Origin of the sequence: Arthrobacter sp. JSM 101049 (assembly GCF_041679245.1) — a bacterium.
Classification (GTDB): domain Bacteria; phylum Actinomycetota; class Actinomycetes; order Actinomycetales; family Micrococcaceae; genus Arthrobacter_H.
Window position 1 is genome coordinate 26,456 of sequence record NZ_JBGFFC010000003.1, and the last position, 15,871, is coordinate 42,326.

The following is a 15,871-nucleotide window of genomic DNA, read 5'->3' on the forward strand; positions in this document are numbered from 1 at the left end:
GGGCACGCATCGTGCACCGACGGAGCCGCTGGCTGCCGCCGGACCATGCTCAGGCGGAGACGACCGGCAGATCCGCCCAGTCGGTGGTGTAGCGCGGGGAGGCGAACTCCCGCTTCATGGTCCACCCCGCCGGCTCGGCCAGCCCCGCATGGCCTAACCCGATGGCCGCCTCGCCGAACCGGGCCCGAACGTCGCCGAGCAGCGTGCCCATGTCCGGCTGCCCTGCCTCGTCGGTGAACGCGTCGAACGTGGCCTGCCCGGTGGCCGGCTCGAGCCCGGAGAACATCACCCCGGCACGCACATACCGGGTGTCCGGCACCATGCGCCCGCGCATCGCCGATACGGCGGCGCGGGTCAGCACGATCGGATCCTGCGTCGGCGCGGGCAGCCGGACGGACACGACCGGGTTCGACGCCTGCGGCCCGGGGGCCTGCGCGTCGGCCCCTTCCCCGGAACCGGAGGCCGGGGCGGCGGCCGCGAACCGGCTGACCCCGGCGCTGACAGTGAGCATCGAGGCCCGCAGGCCCTCGGCCGCCAGCCGGGCGGCACCGCGTTGGGCGTACAGCGCCATGACCTGCTCCATGTCGGCACTCGTGGTGACCGGGGTCGAGAAGCTGCGCGAGAACATGATCTGCGCCTTGTCCGCCCGTTCCTCCACCTCGGGGATGCAGGGGGTGCCGTTGAGTTCGAGCACGGTGCGCTGGAGCACCACGGAGAACTTCTTGCGGATCATCAGCGGATCGGCATCCCGCAGGTCGGCGATCGTGTCGATGCCCAGCGCATTGAGCCGCTTCCCGGTCCGCCCGCCCACGCCCCACAACCCCGTGACGGGAACGCGTGACTGGATGCGCCGGATCTCCTCGTCCGGAACGCTGCCCAGCGAACAGACCCCACCCAGGCCCGGGTTGCGCTTGGCCACGTGGTTGGCGAACTTGGCCAGCGTCTTCGTCGGTGCCACGCCCACGCAGACCGGCACCCCGACATGGCGCCAGACCGCCTCCCGGATCCGCCCGGCCGTCGACCGCAGCGCCCCCTCGTCTCCGGGCAGCCCGATGAACGACTCGTCGATGGAGTAGACCTCCTGCCACGCCCCGAACCGGCCGATCACCTCCATGACCCGCGCGGACATGTCCCCGTAGAGCTCGTAATTGCTCGACCGGGCCACCAGGCCCAGCGCCGTGGCACGGCCCTGCACCTGGAACCACGGCGTGCCGGTCTTGATCCCCGCCCGCTTGGCCTCCTCCGAGCGCGCGACGACGCATCCGTCGTTGTTCGAGAGCACGACGACGGGGCGCCCTTCCAGCCGTGGGTCGAAGGCGCGCTCGCAGGAGACATAGAAGTTGTTCACGTCCACCAGCGCCAGGCGCATGGCGCTCACCGCTGCCCCCGGCTGTCCGTGCGGCAGGGTTCCGCGGATCCGGCAGTGCCGAAGCCATGCGAGATGATCGGTGGCAGGCCCGTTTGGAGGCGCTCCAGCACATGGCGTTCGTGCGGGACCAGCAGGTGGGGCAGGTCGTCGATGGCGAACCACCCGACCTCGGAGGCCTTGTCTGCTTCCCGGACGCGGGGGCAGCCGGTCCAGTTCGTGCAGGTGAAGAAGAAGTCGACCCGGGCGGTGTCGGTGCCGTCCAGCTGGGCCCGGTGCATCACGCTCAACGGCATCAGGTCGGCGGGGGCAACGACGACCCCGAGTTCCTCAAGTGCCTCCCGGGCTGCCGCCTCCTCGACGGATTCACCGGCCTCGACATGGCCTGCAGCTGCCGTTGACCACCAGCCGTCCATGTACCCGGTTCCGCGGCGCAATTGGAGCAGGACCTCTTCGCCGCGCCGGAAGACAACATAGGCCACTGGCACCAGGGTGGACCGGGCCCCCGCGTTCGGCTGCCCTCCGACCCCCGGGGGCTCAGACATGGTGCAGGCAGCGCGTGACGACGCCCCAGATCTTCAGGTCCTCCAGCTGCGGGACGGCGAGCGGCCGGGAGGACGGCTCGTCGGTCTGCAGGCTGACCCCGGATGCGTCGGCGGCGAGCCGTCGGATGACCAGTTCACCGTCGAGCACGGCGATGACCACCTTCCCGTCCCGGGGCTCCACGGAACGGTCGACGATCACCTCGTCGCCTTCGCAGATGCCCGAAGCGGCCATCAAATTGCCGGAGACGCGCATGATGAACGTCGAGGTGCGGTCGCGGATCAGGTGGCGGTTCAGGTCGATGCCGCCGTGGAAGTAGTCACGGGCCGGCGAGGGGAAGCCGCTGGCTTGTCGCCCCACGGTGGAGCCGCCCGGGATGTCTTCCCCGGGCCCGGTGCCGGGAGGGGGCACGTGGACGGGGTCCTGACCAAACACGACAACCCCCTGGAGTAGAACATACTTTCGATGACAACTCTAGCACCGCAGGGGCGCGCACCAGATGGGGCATCCCTGCCCTCCGACACCGGCGGCGGAGACGGCCTTCAGCAGGGCGCCAAGGGTCCGGTGAAGTCCGCGGCCGCCCGCAGTGTCGCCGCGGCCTCCTCTCCGTTGATGCGCGCCAGGGCCATGCCGGCCGTCAACAGGGCGAACAGCAGCCGGGCGCCGTCGGCGACCCGTGCGGCGGACGCCCCGTCCCCCGCCGCGGGGACGTCGCGGAGCAGTGCGGCGGCGAAGGCGCCGGTGACCTCCGCGCGGTAGGCATCCACGGCGGAGCGGACCTCGTCGTCCTGCCCGCTGCGCCCCGACGCGGCAGCCAGCAGCAGGCATCCCCGTTGTTGGCCGCCCGCGCTGCCCAGCACGGCCTCGGCGATGGAGTCGAAGTACCCGCGCAGGCCCTCAGCCCCCGTCGGCGCGGCGGCCAAGGCAGCAAGGCGGGGGCGGACGACCTCGTCCAGGTAGCTCTGCACGGCGGCGTCGAACAGTCCCCGCTTGGACCCGAAGGCGTTGTAGAGGCTCGACCGCCCCAGCCCGGTGGACCGCTCCAGTTCCGGCATCGCCGCGGCGTCGTAGCCCCAGGTCCAGAAGACCTCCCGCGCTGCGCGGACGACCTCGTCGGTGTCGAATGCCCTGGTCCGTGCCATCTGTGCTGCCGCCTGTCCCGGTCGCTTGTCCCGTTCGCCCTGCGGCGGTGCGCCGTGGGTGAACTTCGTCTCGAATTCCCATTGTGTACTGGTCGTTCCAATATTGTAGGGTCATCGCAGACCGCGACACCACTCGTCCGAGGGAGCAGAACCATGACCTCCAGCACGCACATCCAGCTCGCCAGCCGCCCCACCGGATGGCCCGACCAGGACAACTTCCGCACCGCCGTCGTCGATCTCCCGGCGCTGGACGCGGGCGAGGTCCGCGTCGCCAACGAGTTCATCTCGGTCGACCCCTACATGCGCGGGCGCATGAACGACGTGAAGTCCTACGTCCCGCCCTTCCGGCTCGACGAGGTCATGACCGGGGGCGCGGTCGGCCGCGTCGTCGAGAGCCGGGACGAATCCCTGGCCGTCGGCACGCCGGTCCTGCACAGCCAGGGCTGGCGCGACATCGCCCAGGGCCCGGCCGCCGACTTCCGCGCCGTCGCCGAACTGCCCGGACTGCCGCTGTCGGTCTACCTGGGCACGCTGGGCATGACCGGACTGACCGCGTGGGTCGGCCTGCTGGAGATCGCGTCCCTGCAGGAGGGCGACACCGTTTTCGTCTCGGGGGCCGCCGGCGCCGTGGGCACCATGGTCGGGCAGATCGCGCGGCTCAAGGGCGCCGCCCGGGTCATCGGCTCCGCCGGCAGCCAGGAGAAGATCGACCTGCTGACCTCCCGGTACGGCTTCGACGCGGCCTTCAACTACAAGGACGGCGACATCGACGGGCAGCTGGCCAGCGCTGCTCCCGAGGGCATCGACGTCTACTTCGACAACGTCGGCGGAGAGCACCTCGAGGCCGCCATCGGGGCGATGAACGACGGCGGACGCGTGGCACTGTGCGGGGCGATCTCCCAGTACAACGCCACCGAGCCGGCTCCGGGGCCGCGGAACATGGCCAACCTGGTTACGCGGGGACTGCGTCTGGAGGGATTCACCGTCGGCCACTACCAGCAGCACTTCGGGGCCTTCGCCGACCAGGTCGGCGCATGGCTGGTCCGGGGCGACATCGTCTTCGACGAAACCGTCGTCGACGGCCTGGACCACGCGGTCCGGGCCTTCCTGGACCTGCTGCGCGGGGCGAACACCGGCAAGATGGTCGTCAGGCTCTAACCGCGTCGGGCGGCTGTCGGCGGGCCTGGCTACCGGGCCCGGTCGTGGAGCCAGGAGACATGGCCCTGGATCATGTCCGCCGCCGCCTGCCGGTCTCCGTCCCGGACGGCGTCGAAGATCGCGTGGTGCTGCGACTTCAAGTCGTCCAGGACCTCCGGCGAGCCACCCGCCGCCTCCATCGCCTCGCGGATGTAGCCGCTGATGGAACTTCCCAGGGCCTCCATCAGCGTCTCGACGACCGCGTTGCCGCCCAACCTGCTCAGCGCCACGTGGAAGCGGGCGTCGAGCCCGTGGAACTCCTCGGGGTCCAGGCCCGGTGCGTCCATGGCCTCGAGCAGTGCACGCGCCTCCTCCAGACCGGCGAGTTCCGCCCGCTCTGGGGCGTTCCGGGCGGCCCAGGTCTCCAGCAGGATGCGTGTTTCCACGATGTCCGCAACCGGGAGCCGCTTGGCCGCGAGGTGGAACCGGAGCGCGGCCGAGAAGCCCAGCGACGGGTTCGAGACGATGACCGGCCCCGACTTCGGGCCGGCATTGGTGGGGACCTGCAGGATGCCCATGACGTCGAGGATGCGGACGGCTTCGCGGACCGAGGCGCGGGAGATGCCGTATTTCTCGGCCAGGGCGCGTTCCCCCGTAAGCCGGTCCCCCAGGCGCAGCTGCCCCGAGCCCAGCCCCGCCTCAATATCGGACAGCAGCGCATCATAGGTTCGCCGCGGCGCCGGCGGGTCGGCTGCGTCCGACACGGGCACGGGCTGCCTCGGCCCTGAATCCGGCACCCTCAGATCGCCCTGCCGGGGTTCAGCAAACCGTCCGGATTGAACACGTCGCGGATCGCGCGCTGGATTCCCAGGGAGACATCCCCCAGTTCCTCCTGCAGCCAATCGCGCTTGAGCAGGCCGACCCCGTGTTCGCCGGTCAACGTGCCGCCCAGACGCTGGGCCAGGTGGAACATCTGTGCGAGCGCCTCCTTGGCCGGGCCGTCGGTGATCGATTCCCCGGGCTCGACGGCGATGATCGGGTGCAGGTTCCCCTCGGCGGCATGGGCGACGGTGAAGATCCGCACGCCGGTTCTGCGGGCGATTTCGTCGAGTCCGGCGAAGGCCTCGGCCAGGCGGTTCCGGGGCACGCCGACGTCGCAGATCGAGACCCTGCCCAGCCGCTCGACCGCCGGGATGGCGGCCCGACGCGCCGCCATCAGCGCCTCGGCCTGGTCGGCATCGGTGGCCTGCTCCATCGAGGAGGCAAACGGCCGGATGGCCTCGATGAGGACCTCCTGCTCCAGGTGCGCCCCGTAGCCGTCGGTCTGGGCGAGCAGGAAAGCCGAGCCTCGGGCGGCGTGGTCGGTGCCCTGTGCCGCATCGACCGCCTCGAGCGTCTTTCCGTCCATGAGCTCGAGCACCGAGGGCTGCACCCGGGCGGCGATGATGGCCGACGCGGCCTGCGCCGCTGCTGCGACGTCCTGGAAGTAGGCGACCAGCGTCGCGGTGTGCACGGGCTTGGGGCGCAGCCGCAGGGTCGCTTCCACCACGATCCCCAAGGTCCCCTCGGAGCCGATCATCAGCGCGTTCAGGTCGTAGCCCGTGACGCCTTTGATGGTGCGGCGTCCAGTGTCGAGGATCCGCCCGTCGGGCAGCACCACCCGCAGCGCCAGGATGGATTCGCGGGTCACCCCGTACTTGGCGCACCACATGCCACCGGCGTTGGTGGCGACATTCCCGCCAATCGAGCAGATCGCAGTGCTGGCCGGGTCGGGCGCATAGAAGAGCCCATGCTCGGCGACCGCTTGGTTGACCTCGGCGTTGAGCACGCCCGGATCGACGACGGCGATCTGCTCCACCGGGTCGATGTCCAGGATCCGATTCATCCGCGACACGTCCAGGACCACCTCGCCGGCCCGGGCCGCGGAACCACGGGCAGGCCGGTGCCGGCGCCGCGCGGAACCACGGGCACGCCCAGTTCCGTGGCGCGCCGCAGGGTGTCAACGACGTCGTCCACAGACTCCGCGTAGACGACCCCGACCGGCAGGGACGGGGAGACATACCCCGACCGATCCGTGCTGGCCCGTGCCCGGTCCTCCCGGTCGGTGGAGGCGTGCGGGGCGGCCCCGAGCAGGGCTGCAGATGCCGAGAGCCTGGAATCGACGGGTGCCGTGTCCATGAGGCCCCCTTCGTCCGGGGCCGGGATCCGACGTGCGCGCCAGCCCGGCACCGCCGTCGTGCATGAAAAAACCGGCCCCGATCGTGGTGATCGGGGCCGGTTCGGTGCTGCGCGGTGGCTAGGCGTCGACGGTGATGACCGTGACGACCGGCTTGCGGCGCATGGCGCGGTCGGACCAGCGCACCAGGGCCTGGGAGATCGCGCGCTCGGCGTCGGGTCCGGTCTTGGGGCCCTTGAGCCCGCCGAGGGTCTTCTCCACGATGCCCACGGCCTTGCCGAGGTCCTTGTCGGAGAACGTGAAGCCGACCGGGAAGAACTCGGGGTCCTCCTCCAGGGCGCCGGTTTCCGGGTCGACGATGGCCAGCACGGTCAGCGCGCCGTCCTCGGCCAGGCGGATGCGGTCCTGCAGGGACTCCTCCGTGGCCGCGCCGGCGACCATGTTCTCGACGTAGACGTAGTCGGCGGCGACGTTGCCGGAAACGCGGGCGACGCCGTCCTTGAGGTCGACGGTCACGCCGTCCTCCAGGACCAGGGCGTTCTTCGGGTCCACGCCGGTGCGGATGGCCAGTTCGGCGTTGGCCTTCAGGTGGCGGTGCTCGCCGTGGACGGGCATGACGTTCTTCGGGCGGACCAGGTTGTAGCAGTACACCAGCTCGCCGGCGGAGGCGTGCCCGGAGACGTGGACCTTGGCGTTGCCCTTGTGCACGACGTTGGCGCCGAGCTTGGTCAGGTCGTTGATCAGGCGGTAGATCGAGGTCTCGTTGCCCGGGACCAGCGAGGAGGCCAGCAGCACGGTGTCGTCCTGGACCAGGTCGATGACGTGGTCCTGGTTGGCCATGCGGGCCAGGGCGGCCATCGGCTCGCCCTGGGAGCCGGTGCAGATGATGACGACCTTCTCCGGGGCCATCTTCTCCACCTCCTTGAAGTCCACCAGCACGTTGCGCGGGATCTTCAGGTAGCCGAGCTCCTTGGCGGTGCCCATGTTGCGGACCATCGAGCGGCCGACGAAGGCGACCTTGCGGTTGTACTTGTGGGCCGAATCGATGACCTGCTGGATGCGGTGCACGTGCGAGGCGAACGAGGAGACGATCACGCGGCGCGGGGAGGTGCGCATGACGTTGTCGATGGCCGGCAGCAGTTCGGCCTCGGCGGCCATGAAGCCGGGGACCTCGGCGTTGGTGGAGTCGGGCATGAACAGGTCCACGCCCTCCTCGCCCAGCCGGGCAAACCCGGCCAGATCGGTGATGCGGCGGTCCAGCGGGAACTGGTCCATCTTGAAGTCGCCGGTCTCCAGCACCAGGCCCGCGGGGGTGCGGATCGCCACGGCCAGGCCGTCGGGGATGGAGTGGTTCACGGCCAGGAACTCGAGGTCGAAGGGGCCGAACTTCTTGCGCTCGCCCTCCTTGACCTGGACGACCTTGGGCTTGATGCGGTGTTCCTGCAGCTTGGTCTTCACGAACGCCAGGGTCAGCCGGGCGGAGATCAGCGGGATGTCCGCGCGCTCGCGGAGCAGGTACGGGATGCCGCCGATGTGGTCCTCGTGGCCGTGCGTGAGCACGACGCCGACGACGTCATCGAGGCGGTCGCGGATCGCCGAGAAGTCGGGCAGGATCACGTCGACGCCGGGGTGCTGTTCCTCCGGGAACAGGACGCCGCAGTCGACGATCAGCAATTTGCCGCCGTACTCGAAGACGGTCATGTTGCGGCCGATCTCGCCCAGGCCGCCCAGCGGGGTGATCCGCATGGCTCCCTTCGCGAGGGCGGGCGGGGTCTGGTGCTGCTTTTTTCTCAAGAGGGTCCGTTCTCTGTGCGGTGTTGTTTTTTCGTATCCGGCCGGCAGCGTCGGTTTTATCGGTCGACGCCGGAGCAAACCGGGAAAATCTGGGGCGTCCCGAGGCATGGCGACGGACGCGTATCTATTCCGACTTTACCACCGCTTGCCCACCCTGGCCGTGCCGGCTGCCCTCACCCGCCGCCCCGGTCACCCGGCACCACGTAAAGTTGTCCCTTGTGTCAGCCGTTCCCGCCCCCGCCACCGTCAGCAGCGTCCTGCGCCATCCGCGCGCCCTGACCACCGAGGTCCTCGCCGGGATCGTCACGACCCTCGCGCTCATCCCCGAGGTCATCTCCTTCTCCGTCATTGCCGGGGTCGACCCGCAGGTGTCCCTGGTGGCCTCGGTGGTCCTGGCGGTGTCGATGTCCTTCCTGGGTGGCCGGCCGGCGATGATCACGGCCGCCGCCGGGTCGGTGGCGCTGGTGGTCGGCCCCTTGGTGAAGGCACACGGCGTCGAGTACCTGCTGCCCACGATCATCCTCGCCGGCCTGGTCCAGGTGGCGTTCGGGGTCTTCGGCCTCGCCCGGCTGATGCGCTTCATCCCGCGCTCGGTCATGCTCGGATTCGTCAACGGCCTGGGCATCATGATCTTCATGGCCCAGGTCCCGCACGTGTTGGATCTGCCCCCGCTGGGCTACGCGGTCTTCGCCGTCGTCCTGCTCATCGTGGTGCTGCTCCCCCGCTTCGCCACGGTGGTCCCCGCGCCACTGGTGGCCATCGCGATCGCCACCGCCGCCGTCGTGCTGTTCAACTGGAACATCCCCAACGTCGCCGGCGAGGGCACGATCGGCGGGCCGCTGCCCGGGCTGACCGCGCTCGGGGTGCCGGTGAGCCTGGAGACGCTGCACCTGATCTGGCCGACGGCCCTGTCCGTGGCCTTCGTCGGGCTGCTCGAGACCCTGCTGACCGCCAAGGTCACCGACGACCTGACCGAGACGCACTCGAACAAGGGCCGCGAATCGTGGGCGCTGGGCGTGGCGAACCTGCTGGCAGGGACCTGGGGCGGCATCGGCGGGTGCGCCATGATCGGGCAGACCGTGGTCAACGTGAAGCTCGGCCGGGCCCGGACCCGCATCTCCACGCTGGTGGCCGGGCTGTTCCTGCTGCTGCTGATCACCTCGCTGAGCGACGTCATGGCCCGCATCCCGATGGTCGCCCTGGCCGCCGTGATGATGGTGGTGGCCGTGCAGACCGTGAACTGGCATTCCGTCAGCCCGGGGACGCTGCGCCGCATGCCGGTCCCCGAGACGCTGGTCATGGTCCTGACGATCGCCTCCGTCGTGGCCACGGGGAACCTGGCGGTCGGGGTCGGGGTCGGCGTGCTGCTGGCCATGGTGCTCTTCGCCCGCCGCGTCGCCCGGGTGCTGGTGGTGCGCCGGAACCTGCACGACGACGGTGCCACCGTGGGCTATACGGTGGCCGGTCCGCTGTTCTTCGGCAGCAGCAACGACCTGGTCGAGCAGTTCGACTACGCCGAGGACCCCGACCGGGTGGTCATCGACCTCTCGGCCGCCCAGCTCTGGGATGCCTCGACGATCGCGGCGCTGGACGCCGTGCGCGACAAGTACGCCAAACACGGGGCGACGGTCTCGGTGACGGGCCTGGACGAACGCAGCTCGGCGCTGGACCGGCGGCTCTCGGGGTTCCTCAAGGGCTGAGCGCCCGCCTAGTTGCCGGCCTGCGTGTCGAGTACCTCCAAGGCCGCGGCGTTGATGGTGGCCCGGAAGGAGGGGCTGCGCTCCGCTTCGGCCAGCAGGGCCCAGTACATCGTGGGCAGGGCCGCCGGGTTGACGCACAGCAAGCCGCCGGGTTGACGCACAGCAACATGGTGCCGCCGGCCGTGAAGAACGTCTTCGCGCGCGTGGCGTAGCTCCACGGGGATAGCTGTCTGGCGTTGCACAGGTCATCGGAGATGACGATCCCCTTGAAGGCCAGGTCGTGGCGCAGCATCGTCTTCATGATGACCGGGGAGAACGTGCCGATATGCCGCAGGTCGATCCGGGTGTAGTAGGCGTTGGAGACCATGATCCAGCGGGTCCCGTGGTTCGCCGCCCGCGCGAAGGGCCGCCGGTAGGCGCTGTAGCGGGTGGTGATGGTGTCCTTGACGTTCCCGGAGGTGTCGGTGTTCTTCGTGACCCGGCCCAGGCCCGGGAAGTGCTTGACCACCGGCGCCACCCCACCGGCCTTCATCCCGCGGGTGAACGCGTCCACATCGGCGGCCACGTGCTCCGAGGTGTACCCGAATTCGCGGTGCCAGTAGCCAATCGGCGAGTTGTACGGGGCGAACGCAGCACTGGGAACCGTGTCGCCCACGGGCGCCAGGTTGACGTTGACGCCGGCGGAGCGGAGCTGGCGCGCCCACTTCGCCGCCTGGGCCTGCAGGTAGGCCGTGGACCACGTCCCCTGGTGCAGGGCGGTGGGCATGTCGGTGAAGCCGGGCCCGTTGAGGACCTGGACGTACCCGCCCTCCTGGTCGGTGGCGATGAACCGGGGCAGCCCTCCGGTGGACTGCTGGCCCACGGTGGCGTTGACCCGGGCGACGACGGCGTGGGTGGCGGCGGTCCCGCCGTTGCGCCTCGAAAGGAAGACATTGCCCACGTGGAAGCGCGTCAGGGTGTTCAGCGTCGTGGCGTTGGCGCCCGTGGCCGGAACCCCCATCATGAGCACCTTGCCGATGCGCTGGTACAACGTCAGGCGAGCCAGCTGCTGGGCGGGGGTCAAGGCCACCGGGGAGAACCTCGCCACCAGGGCGAGGGCCAAGGCCCCGGACGCTGCAGGGCGCCCGAACCGGCGGGAAACGACAGGGACCATGGCACGCATCGCGGCCTCTTTTCCGGGTGAAGCTGGGGCCGATTCTAGTCCCGTTCGGCCCGGATGCGCCCGGCGGTGAGGGCCGGAACAGCGGGACCGCGTTAGCCTTGGTGCATGCCGACCATCGACCGGGCGCTTGAGGACCTGGACCGCGCCCTGGCCGGGCTCCGCGCTGCAGCCGCCGCTGACGGTGACGACCATCGCGCCCGAGTGGCGGACTGGGTCGAGGGACTCTTCGCAGGCACGCGGCACCGCGCCGAGATCCGGACGGCGGCCGCCCGGGCACTGACCCTGTGGCGTGGGGGCATGGGGTCGTTCCAGGACCCGGGGACCGCGGTGATGTCCGAGGCCGTCGGGCAGCTGCGGGAGGCGCTTCAACGCTGCCGGTCGGTGTTCCTGCGCCCGTAGCCGGCAGGCTCCAAGCCCGGGCTCAGGCCGGGTCCTCCTCGAGGAGGTTGCGCTCCAGGGCCCGGCGTTCGTCGTCGTTCAGGGCCCGGGAGGCGGAGCGGCCCTCGCCCAGGGGCACGATGACCGTGCTGCCGACGAAGACCCTGGTGCCGCCCTGGATCCCGGTGTGGCGCAGGGTGAAGGACTTGGTTCCGATGCGCTCGACCGCGAGGCTGATCGTCATCTCCGGGACGTATTCGGCCTGCGCCAGGTAGTCCACCTTCAGGGAGGCCACCACGACGCCGGCCAGCAGGGAGGAGAACCCCTCGCCGGTGCGGGTCCAGCGCACGCGGGCCTCCTCCATGAGGGTGACGATGCGGGCATGGTTGAGGTGGCCGTTGGCGTCCTGGTCGGACCAGCGCAGGGCGATCGTGAAGTCGAGTGAACTCATGTTCGGATCCTATCGGCGCCGCCGGTGCACACACCGCCCCCGAGGCCGGGCCGGGCCGTTGTTACGATGAACACGCCGCTATCCCGCCGGGGTGCGTGGCGCCCGGGGCCGCGGAGTCCCGGGCCGGTGTCGAAACCCTAGGAGTCGAACATGTCAGCAGCCGACCTTCTCACCGACAACCACCGCGAGTACCAGCACGGGATCTACCAGCAGTTCCACGAGCATCCCGAGCTCTCCATGCAGGAGCACCGCACCGCGGAGGCCATCGAGGGTGAACTGGCAGCGTTCGGCATCGAACCGCTCCGCTGCGGCGGCACCGGCGTCGTCGGGGTGCTGCGCAACGGCGAGGGCCCCACGGTTGCCTTCCGCGCCGACATCGATGCCCTGCCCATCCGTGAGGACACCGGCCTGCCCTACGCCAGCACCGCCAGCGGCACCCTCGCCGACGGCACCGAGGTCCCGGTCATGCACGGCTGCGGGCACGATTCGCACGTAGCCTCCCTGTTGACCGCCGCCCGCATCCTCGCCGCATCCACCGACACGTGGTCGGGGACCATCGTGTTCATCTTCCAGCCGGGCGAGGAAACCGCCGCCGGTGCGAAGGCGATGGTCGAGGACGGGCTGTGGGACAAGGCCCCGAAGCCGGAGGTCGTCTTCGGCCAGCACGTGATGCCCGGCCTGGCCGGCACCGTCTCCTACATGCACGGCCACCCCATGACGCAGGCCGATTCGTGGAAGGTCACCCTGCACGGACGCCAATCCCACGGCTCGCAGCCCCAGGATTCAATCGACCCGATCGTGCTCGGCGCGGCCACCATCACCCGGATCCAGACCATCGTCTCCCGCGAGGTCGATCCCCGCCGCGCCGCCGTCGTCACCATCGGCACCTTCCGCGGCGGGCTGAAGGAGAACATCATCCCGGACACCGCAGAGTTCACCCTCAACGTGCGCACCTTCGACGAGGACGTCCGCGACCAGATCCTCTCGGCCCTGCGCCGGATCATCTCCGCCGAGGCTGCAGCCTCCAATGCCCCGGAGCCGGACATCGAGGTCCTGACCGTCTATCCGCCGAACCACAACGACCCCGCCGCGACGGATGCGCTCGCCGCCGCCTTGCGTGCCGAACTCGGCGACGACGCGGTCATCGACGGCGAACCCGCCATGGCGTCGGAGGATTTCGGCACCCTCTCGGCGGCGATCGACGTGCCCTCCGTCTTCTGGTTCTTCGGCGCCTACACCGCCGAGACCATGGAAGCCGGACACTTCCCGGTCAACCACTCCCCGCGGTTCGCCCCGATCATGGAACCGACCCTGGAGACCGGCACCCGGGCCGCCCTGGCCGCGATCCTCTCCCGCGTCGGCACGGCGGCCTGATCCGGTGCACACGATGAAGAGGCGCCGCGGCCGGTGAACGTCATGCTCGTGCTCGACCTGCTCGGCGTGTTCTTCTTCGCGGTCTCCGGCTCGCTGCTGGCGGCCCGTCGAGATTTCGACATCGTCGGCTCCATCATGCTGGCCTCGCTCGTCGGCCTGGGCGGCGGCGTCATCCGCGACCTCGTCATCGACCAGGACGTCCCGAACGCGTTCCGGATGCCCATCTACATCCTCCCGCCGGTACTGGCCGTCCTGTCCGTGTACTTCCACCTCTTCGGGGTGCGCCGGCTGCGCCGGACCTTGATGATGTTCGACGCCGGAGGGCTGGCCCTGTTCTGCGTCACCGGCACCATCACCGCGCTCGAGTCGGGCATGGGGGCGGTGACCGCTGCCCTGCTGGGGCTGACGACGGCGGTGGGCGGCGGGATCATGCGCGATGCGGTCTCCAACGAGATACCGCAGGTGTTCAACCCGCGCGGCGTCTATGCGATCCCGGCCATGGTCGGGGCCGCACTGACGTCGTCCTTGTGGACTCTGGGCTGGCTGAACGCGGTGACGGGCACAGTGGTCGCCGGCCTGGTGTTCGGCGCCCGGGTGCTCTCGCTGCGCTACGGGTGGCGCGTGCCGTTGGCCTCCGGGATCGGGAAGTCCCTGCCCTAGACGACGGCCCGGTCGATCCGGCGGTGGTACCGCATCCCGGCCAGCCCGCCCAGTATGGCCCCGACCAGCGGGACGAGCACGGCGATCACCAGGGCAACGATCCCGCCGGCACCCAGCGCCCCCTCGTCGAGGGGCACGCGCGGCAGGATGTTCAGGCTGCCCAGGACATTGAACTGGCTTCCCGCGATCGCGCCGATCCCGGCCAGGACCAGGGCGATGACGATGGCCCACACCCAGACCGCCACACCCTGGCGGATGCCGTTGAACCGGGCCATCCGCCCGGCAACGTAACCGCCACAGTAGTAGGCGACGAGCAGGATGATGCCCAACGCGATGGCGCTGGCGACGCCGACGCCCTCCATGTTCTTCGAAGCCTGGTTCACGAGGTCCTCCGCGGACGAGCCGTTGGCCAGCCCGATGCCCGCCCCGGCGGCGGCCAGCAGCGCCGTGAGCAGGACGCTCATGCCCATGGCCGTCAGCCAGCCGAAGAAGGCCGAGCCGATCTTCACGCCGCCAAACCGCCGGCGCTCCTCGGCCCGGAAATCGGCGGCCCCGTTGCCACCGTCCGGTTCGACCCGGGCCCGGTGGTCCGGTCCGTCCCGCCCCTCGTCGTTGTCGGCTGCCCGCGTGGCGCTGATGCGTTCGGTGGGTTGGTCGCCTCCGGAAGCATCCGGGTGGGGGTGCTGGGTACTCATGAGGTTGTCTCCTTGTGTACTCGATGGGACACCGGCGTCGCCGGGTGCGCCTTTCGGCACCTGGCCACACTCGTCATTCTCCTAGCGCCCCGAAGCGCTGACAACGGTTTGCGCAGGTCATGGCCACTCCGGTGCACCTGCTGCACGCAGTGGACCAGGCGCTGCACCCGGACGCATGAAAGGGGCGGGGCCGGACGGCCCCACCCCACCAGTATGTGCAGGTTCAACCCCGCAGGAGCCGGTCAGCTCTCCTGGACGTTGGACTTGGCCTCTTGGGCCCGGTCCTTGACGTCCGAAGCCTCGTTGGCGGCCTGGTCCTTGACCGAGTTCATCGACTCGGTCGAGCTGTCCTTCAGGTCCTGGACCGCTTCCTGCGCCGGTTCCTTCATGTCCTGCGCCACCTCCTTGGCGGCGTCCGTCACCTCGTGGGTCAGTGGTTCGGCCTTCTCCTTGATCGTAGTGGCCGCCTCCTTCTCCTTCTCACTCGGCGGGATGAGCGCGGACACGAGCATGCCGGCACCGAAGGCGATCAACCCGGCGGCCAGGGGGTTGCCCCTGGTCTGGGCCAGGGCCTTGCGCGGTGCATCCCCGGCCGCCTGACGTGCCTGGTCGACGCTGTCGTGGGCCGAGGTCCCGGCGTCGTCGGCGCTGCCCATGACGGAGTCCTTGACCCGTCGGACCGAATCGCGCATCTTGTCTCCCTGCCGGTGGGCTATCGACGACGGGCTGACCTTGTCGGCCAGCGCGTCCACGTCGGTTCCGACGTGGCTCCTGGTCTCCTCGATTTCTGCACGGATTTCTTCTGGTGTCTGGCTCATGGCGTGTCCTCACCGGGTTTCATGGTTGGGGGGATTTCCTTGGCGGTGGCCGTTGTTTGCGGCAACCCCTTGACTGATTTCAACTTCTTCTTGCCGACGAGGGCGAGGATGGCGGCGATGATGGCCCACACGACGGCGACGATCACCGTGGCCCAGCCGTAGCCGACCCAGTTTTCCAGACCGAACATCAGCGCCAGCGAGAGGAACAGCAGCACGAAGTGTGCCGCCACGCCCGCGCCGGCGAACATCCCGGCCCCCTGGCCGGCGGAGCTGGCCGATTCCTTCAGCTCCGCCTTCGCCAGCTCGACCTCCTGGCGCATCAGCGTGGAGACGTTTTGGGTCAAATCACTGAACAACTCGCCGAGCGAACTGTTGGCGGACCGCTCCTCCGCCTCGGACTGGCCCGGTCCGTCAGGTTCGGCGCTGGCACCGGAATGGGGAAGTGGGCCCGGCCCCTGTGGGTGGTTCGTCATGG

Annotated in this window: 18 protein-coding genes; 5 read left to right on the forward strand and 13 right to left on the reverse strand. The window is 69.9% G+C overall.

Annotated features, from left to right (window positions below):
* Window positions 1–49 precede the first annotated feature (49 nt).
* The 4 genes from AB8M85_RS09565 to AB8M85_RS09580 all read right to left on the reverse strand — a co-directional run bounded on the left by AB8M85_RS09565 (window position 50) and on the right by AB8M85_RS09580 (window position 3,051).
* On the reverse strand, window positions 50–1,369 hold the full coding sequence (locus AB8M85_RS09565) for a Y-family DNA polymerase (protein WP_372699074.1): 1,320 nt from the start codon (window positions 1,367–1,369) through the stop codon (window positions 50–52).
* Window positions 1,370–1,374: 5 nt separating this feature from the next.
* On the reverse strand, window positions 1,375–1,848 hold the full coding sequence (locus AB8M85_RS09570; protein WP_372698585.1) for an NUDIX domain-containing protein: 474 nt from the start codon (window positions 1,846–1,848) through the stop codon (window positions 1,375–1,377).
* A 55-nt stretch (window positions 1,849–1,903) separates the two neighbouring features.
* On the reverse strand, window positions 1,904–2,287 hold the full coding sequence (locus tag AB8M85_RS09575; RefSeq protein WP_372699075.1) for a LexA family protein: 384 nt from the start codon (window positions 2,285–2,287) through the stop codon (window positions 1,904–1,906).
* Between the two features lie 164 nt (window positions 2,288–2,451).
* Window positions 2,452–3,051 (reverse strand): TetR/AcrR family transcriptional regulator, encoded by a 600-nt coding sequence (locus AB8M85_RS09580; RefSeq protein ID WP_372698586.1) that lies wholly within the window; start codon window positions 3,049–3,051, stop codon window positions 2,452–2,454.
* Window positions 3,052–3,204: 153 nt separating this feature from the next.
* On the opposite strand from AB8M85_RS09580, the gene AB8M85_RS09585 reads away from it, so the two are divergent.
* Complete coding sequence (locus AB8M85_RS09585) at window positions 3,205–4,209, forward strand: NADP-dependent oxidoreductase (RefSeq protein ID WP_372698587.1); 1,005 nt, start codon at window positions 3,205–3,207, stop codon at window positions 4,207–4,209.
* Window positions 4,210–4,238: 29 nt separating this feature from the next.
* On the opposite strand, the gene AB8M85_RS09590 is transcribed toward AB8M85_RS09585, so the two are convergent.
* From AB8M85_RS09590 to AB8M85_RS09605, 4 genes are all read right to left on the reverse strand, one after another.
* Entirely contained in the window at window positions 4,239–4,952 is a 714-nt protein-coding gene (locus AB8M85_RS09590; protein WP_372698588.1) for a FadR/GntR family transcriptional regulator, read from the reverse strand.
* A gap of 35 nt (window positions 4,953–4,987) precedes the next feature.
* Window positions 4,988–6,073, reverse strand: a complete 1,086-nt coding sequence (locus AB8M85_RS09595) for an FAD-binding oxidoreductase (protein ID WP_372699076.1) — start codon at window positions 6,071–6,073, stop codon at window positions 4,988–4,990.
* Window positions 6,070–6,366, reverse strand: a complete 297-nt coding sequence (locus AB8M85_RS09600) for an FAD-binding protein (protein ID WP_372698589.1) — start codon at window positions 6,364–6,366, stop codon at window positions 6,070–6,072. Before AB8M85_RS09600 ends, AB8M85_RS09595 begins: the two co-directional genes overlap by 4 nt.
* A 118-nt stretch (window positions 6,367–6,484) precedes the next feature.
* Entirely contained in the window at window positions 6,485–8,110 is a 1,626-nt protein-coding gene (locus AB8M85_RS09605; RefSeq protein ID WP_372698590.1) for a ribonuclease J, read from the reverse strand.
* Between the two features lie 266 nt (window positions 8,111–8,376).
* On the opposite strand from AB8M85_RS09605, the gene AB8M85_RS09610 reads away from it, so the two are divergent.
* The gene (locus tag AB8M85_RS09610) at window positions 8,377–9,858 is read left to right on the forward strand and encodes a SulP family inorganic anion transporter (protein WP_372698591.1); all 1,482 of its coding nucleotides are present in this window, start codon (window positions 8,377–8,379) and stop codon (window positions 9,856–9,858) included.
* Here the strand turns inward: AB8M85_RS09610 and AB8M85_RS09615 are convergent.
* On the reverse strand, window positions 9,848–11,020 hold the full coding sequence (locus AB8M85_RS09615; RefSeq protein ID WP_372698592.1) for a glycoside hydrolase family 3 N-terminal domain-containing protein: 1,173 nt from the start codon (window positions 11,018–11,020) through the stop codon (window positions 9,848–9,850). The two genes, AB8M85_RS09610 and AB8M85_RS09615, sit on opposite strands and share 11 nt — an antisense overlap.
* Before the next feature lie 105 nt (window positions 11,021–11,125).
* Between AB8M85_RS09615 and AB8M85_RS09620 the strand changes: the two genes are divergently transcribed.
* Window positions 11,126–11,419, forward strand: a complete 294-nt coding sequence (locus AB8M85_RS09620; protein WP_372698593.1) for a hypothetical protein — start codon at window positions 11,126–11,128, stop codon at window positions 11,417–11,419.
* A 22-nt stretch (window positions 11,420–11,441) separates the two neighbouring features.
* On the opposite strand, the gene AB8M85_RS09625 is transcribed toward AB8M85_RS09620, so the two are convergent.
* On the reverse strand, window positions 11,442–11,849 hold the full coding sequence (locus AB8M85_RS09625) for an acyl-CoA thioesterase (protein ID WP_372698594.1): 408 nt from the start codon (window positions 11,847–11,849) through the stop codon (window positions 11,442–11,444).
* Window positions 11,850–11,999: 150 nt separating this feature from the next.
* On the opposite strand from AB8M85_RS09625, the gene AB8M85_RS09630 reads away from it, so the two are divergent.
* Both AB8M85_RS09630 and AB8M85_RS09635 read left to right on the forward strand, forming a co-directional pair.
* On the forward strand, window positions 12,000–13,223 hold the full coding sequence (locus tag AB8M85_RS09630; RefSeq protein WP_372698595.1) for an amidohydrolase: 1,224 nt from the start codon (window positions 12,000–12,002) through the stop codon (window positions 13,221–13,223).
* A gap of 42 nt (window positions 13,224–13,265) precedes the next feature.
* Window positions 13,266–13,883 carry a trimeric intracellular cation channel family protein gene (locus tag AB8M85_RS09635; RefSeq protein ID WP_372699077.1) on the forward strand — a complete coding sequence of 206 codons (618 nt, stop codon included), beginning with the start codon at window positions 13,266–13,268 and terminating at the stop codon, window positions 13,881–13,883.
* Here AB8M85_RS09635 and AB8M85_RS09640 read toward each other — a convergent pair.
* The 3 genes from AB8M85_RS09640 to AB8M85_RS09650 all read right to left on the reverse strand — a co-directional run bounded on the left by AB8M85_RS09640 (window position 13,880) and on the right by AB8M85_RS09650 (window position 15,869).
* Window positions 13,880–14,578: a hypothetical protein gene (locus AB8M85_RS09640; RefSeq protein ID WP_372698596.1), complete on the reverse strand. Its 699-nt coding sequence runs from the start codon at window positions 14,576–14,578 to the stop codon at window positions 13,880–13,882. The two genes, AB8M85_RS09635 and AB8M85_RS09640, sit on opposite strands and share 4 nt — an antisense overlap.
* A 242-nt stretch (window positions 14,579–14,820) precedes the next feature.
* Entirely contained in the window at window positions 14,821–15,396 is a 576-nt protein-coding gene (locus AB8M85_RS09645; protein ID WP_372698597.1) for a DUF3618 domain-containing protein, read from the reverse strand.
* A complete protein-coding gene (locus AB8M85_RS09650; protein ID WP_372698598.1) occupies window positions 15,393–15,869 on the reverse strand; it encodes a phage holin family protein in 477 nt (158 codons plus the stop codon). Before AB8M85_RS09650 ends, AB8M85_RS09645 begins: the two co-directional genes overlap by 4 nt.
* Between the last annotated feature and the right edge of the window lie 2 nt (window positions 15,870–15,871).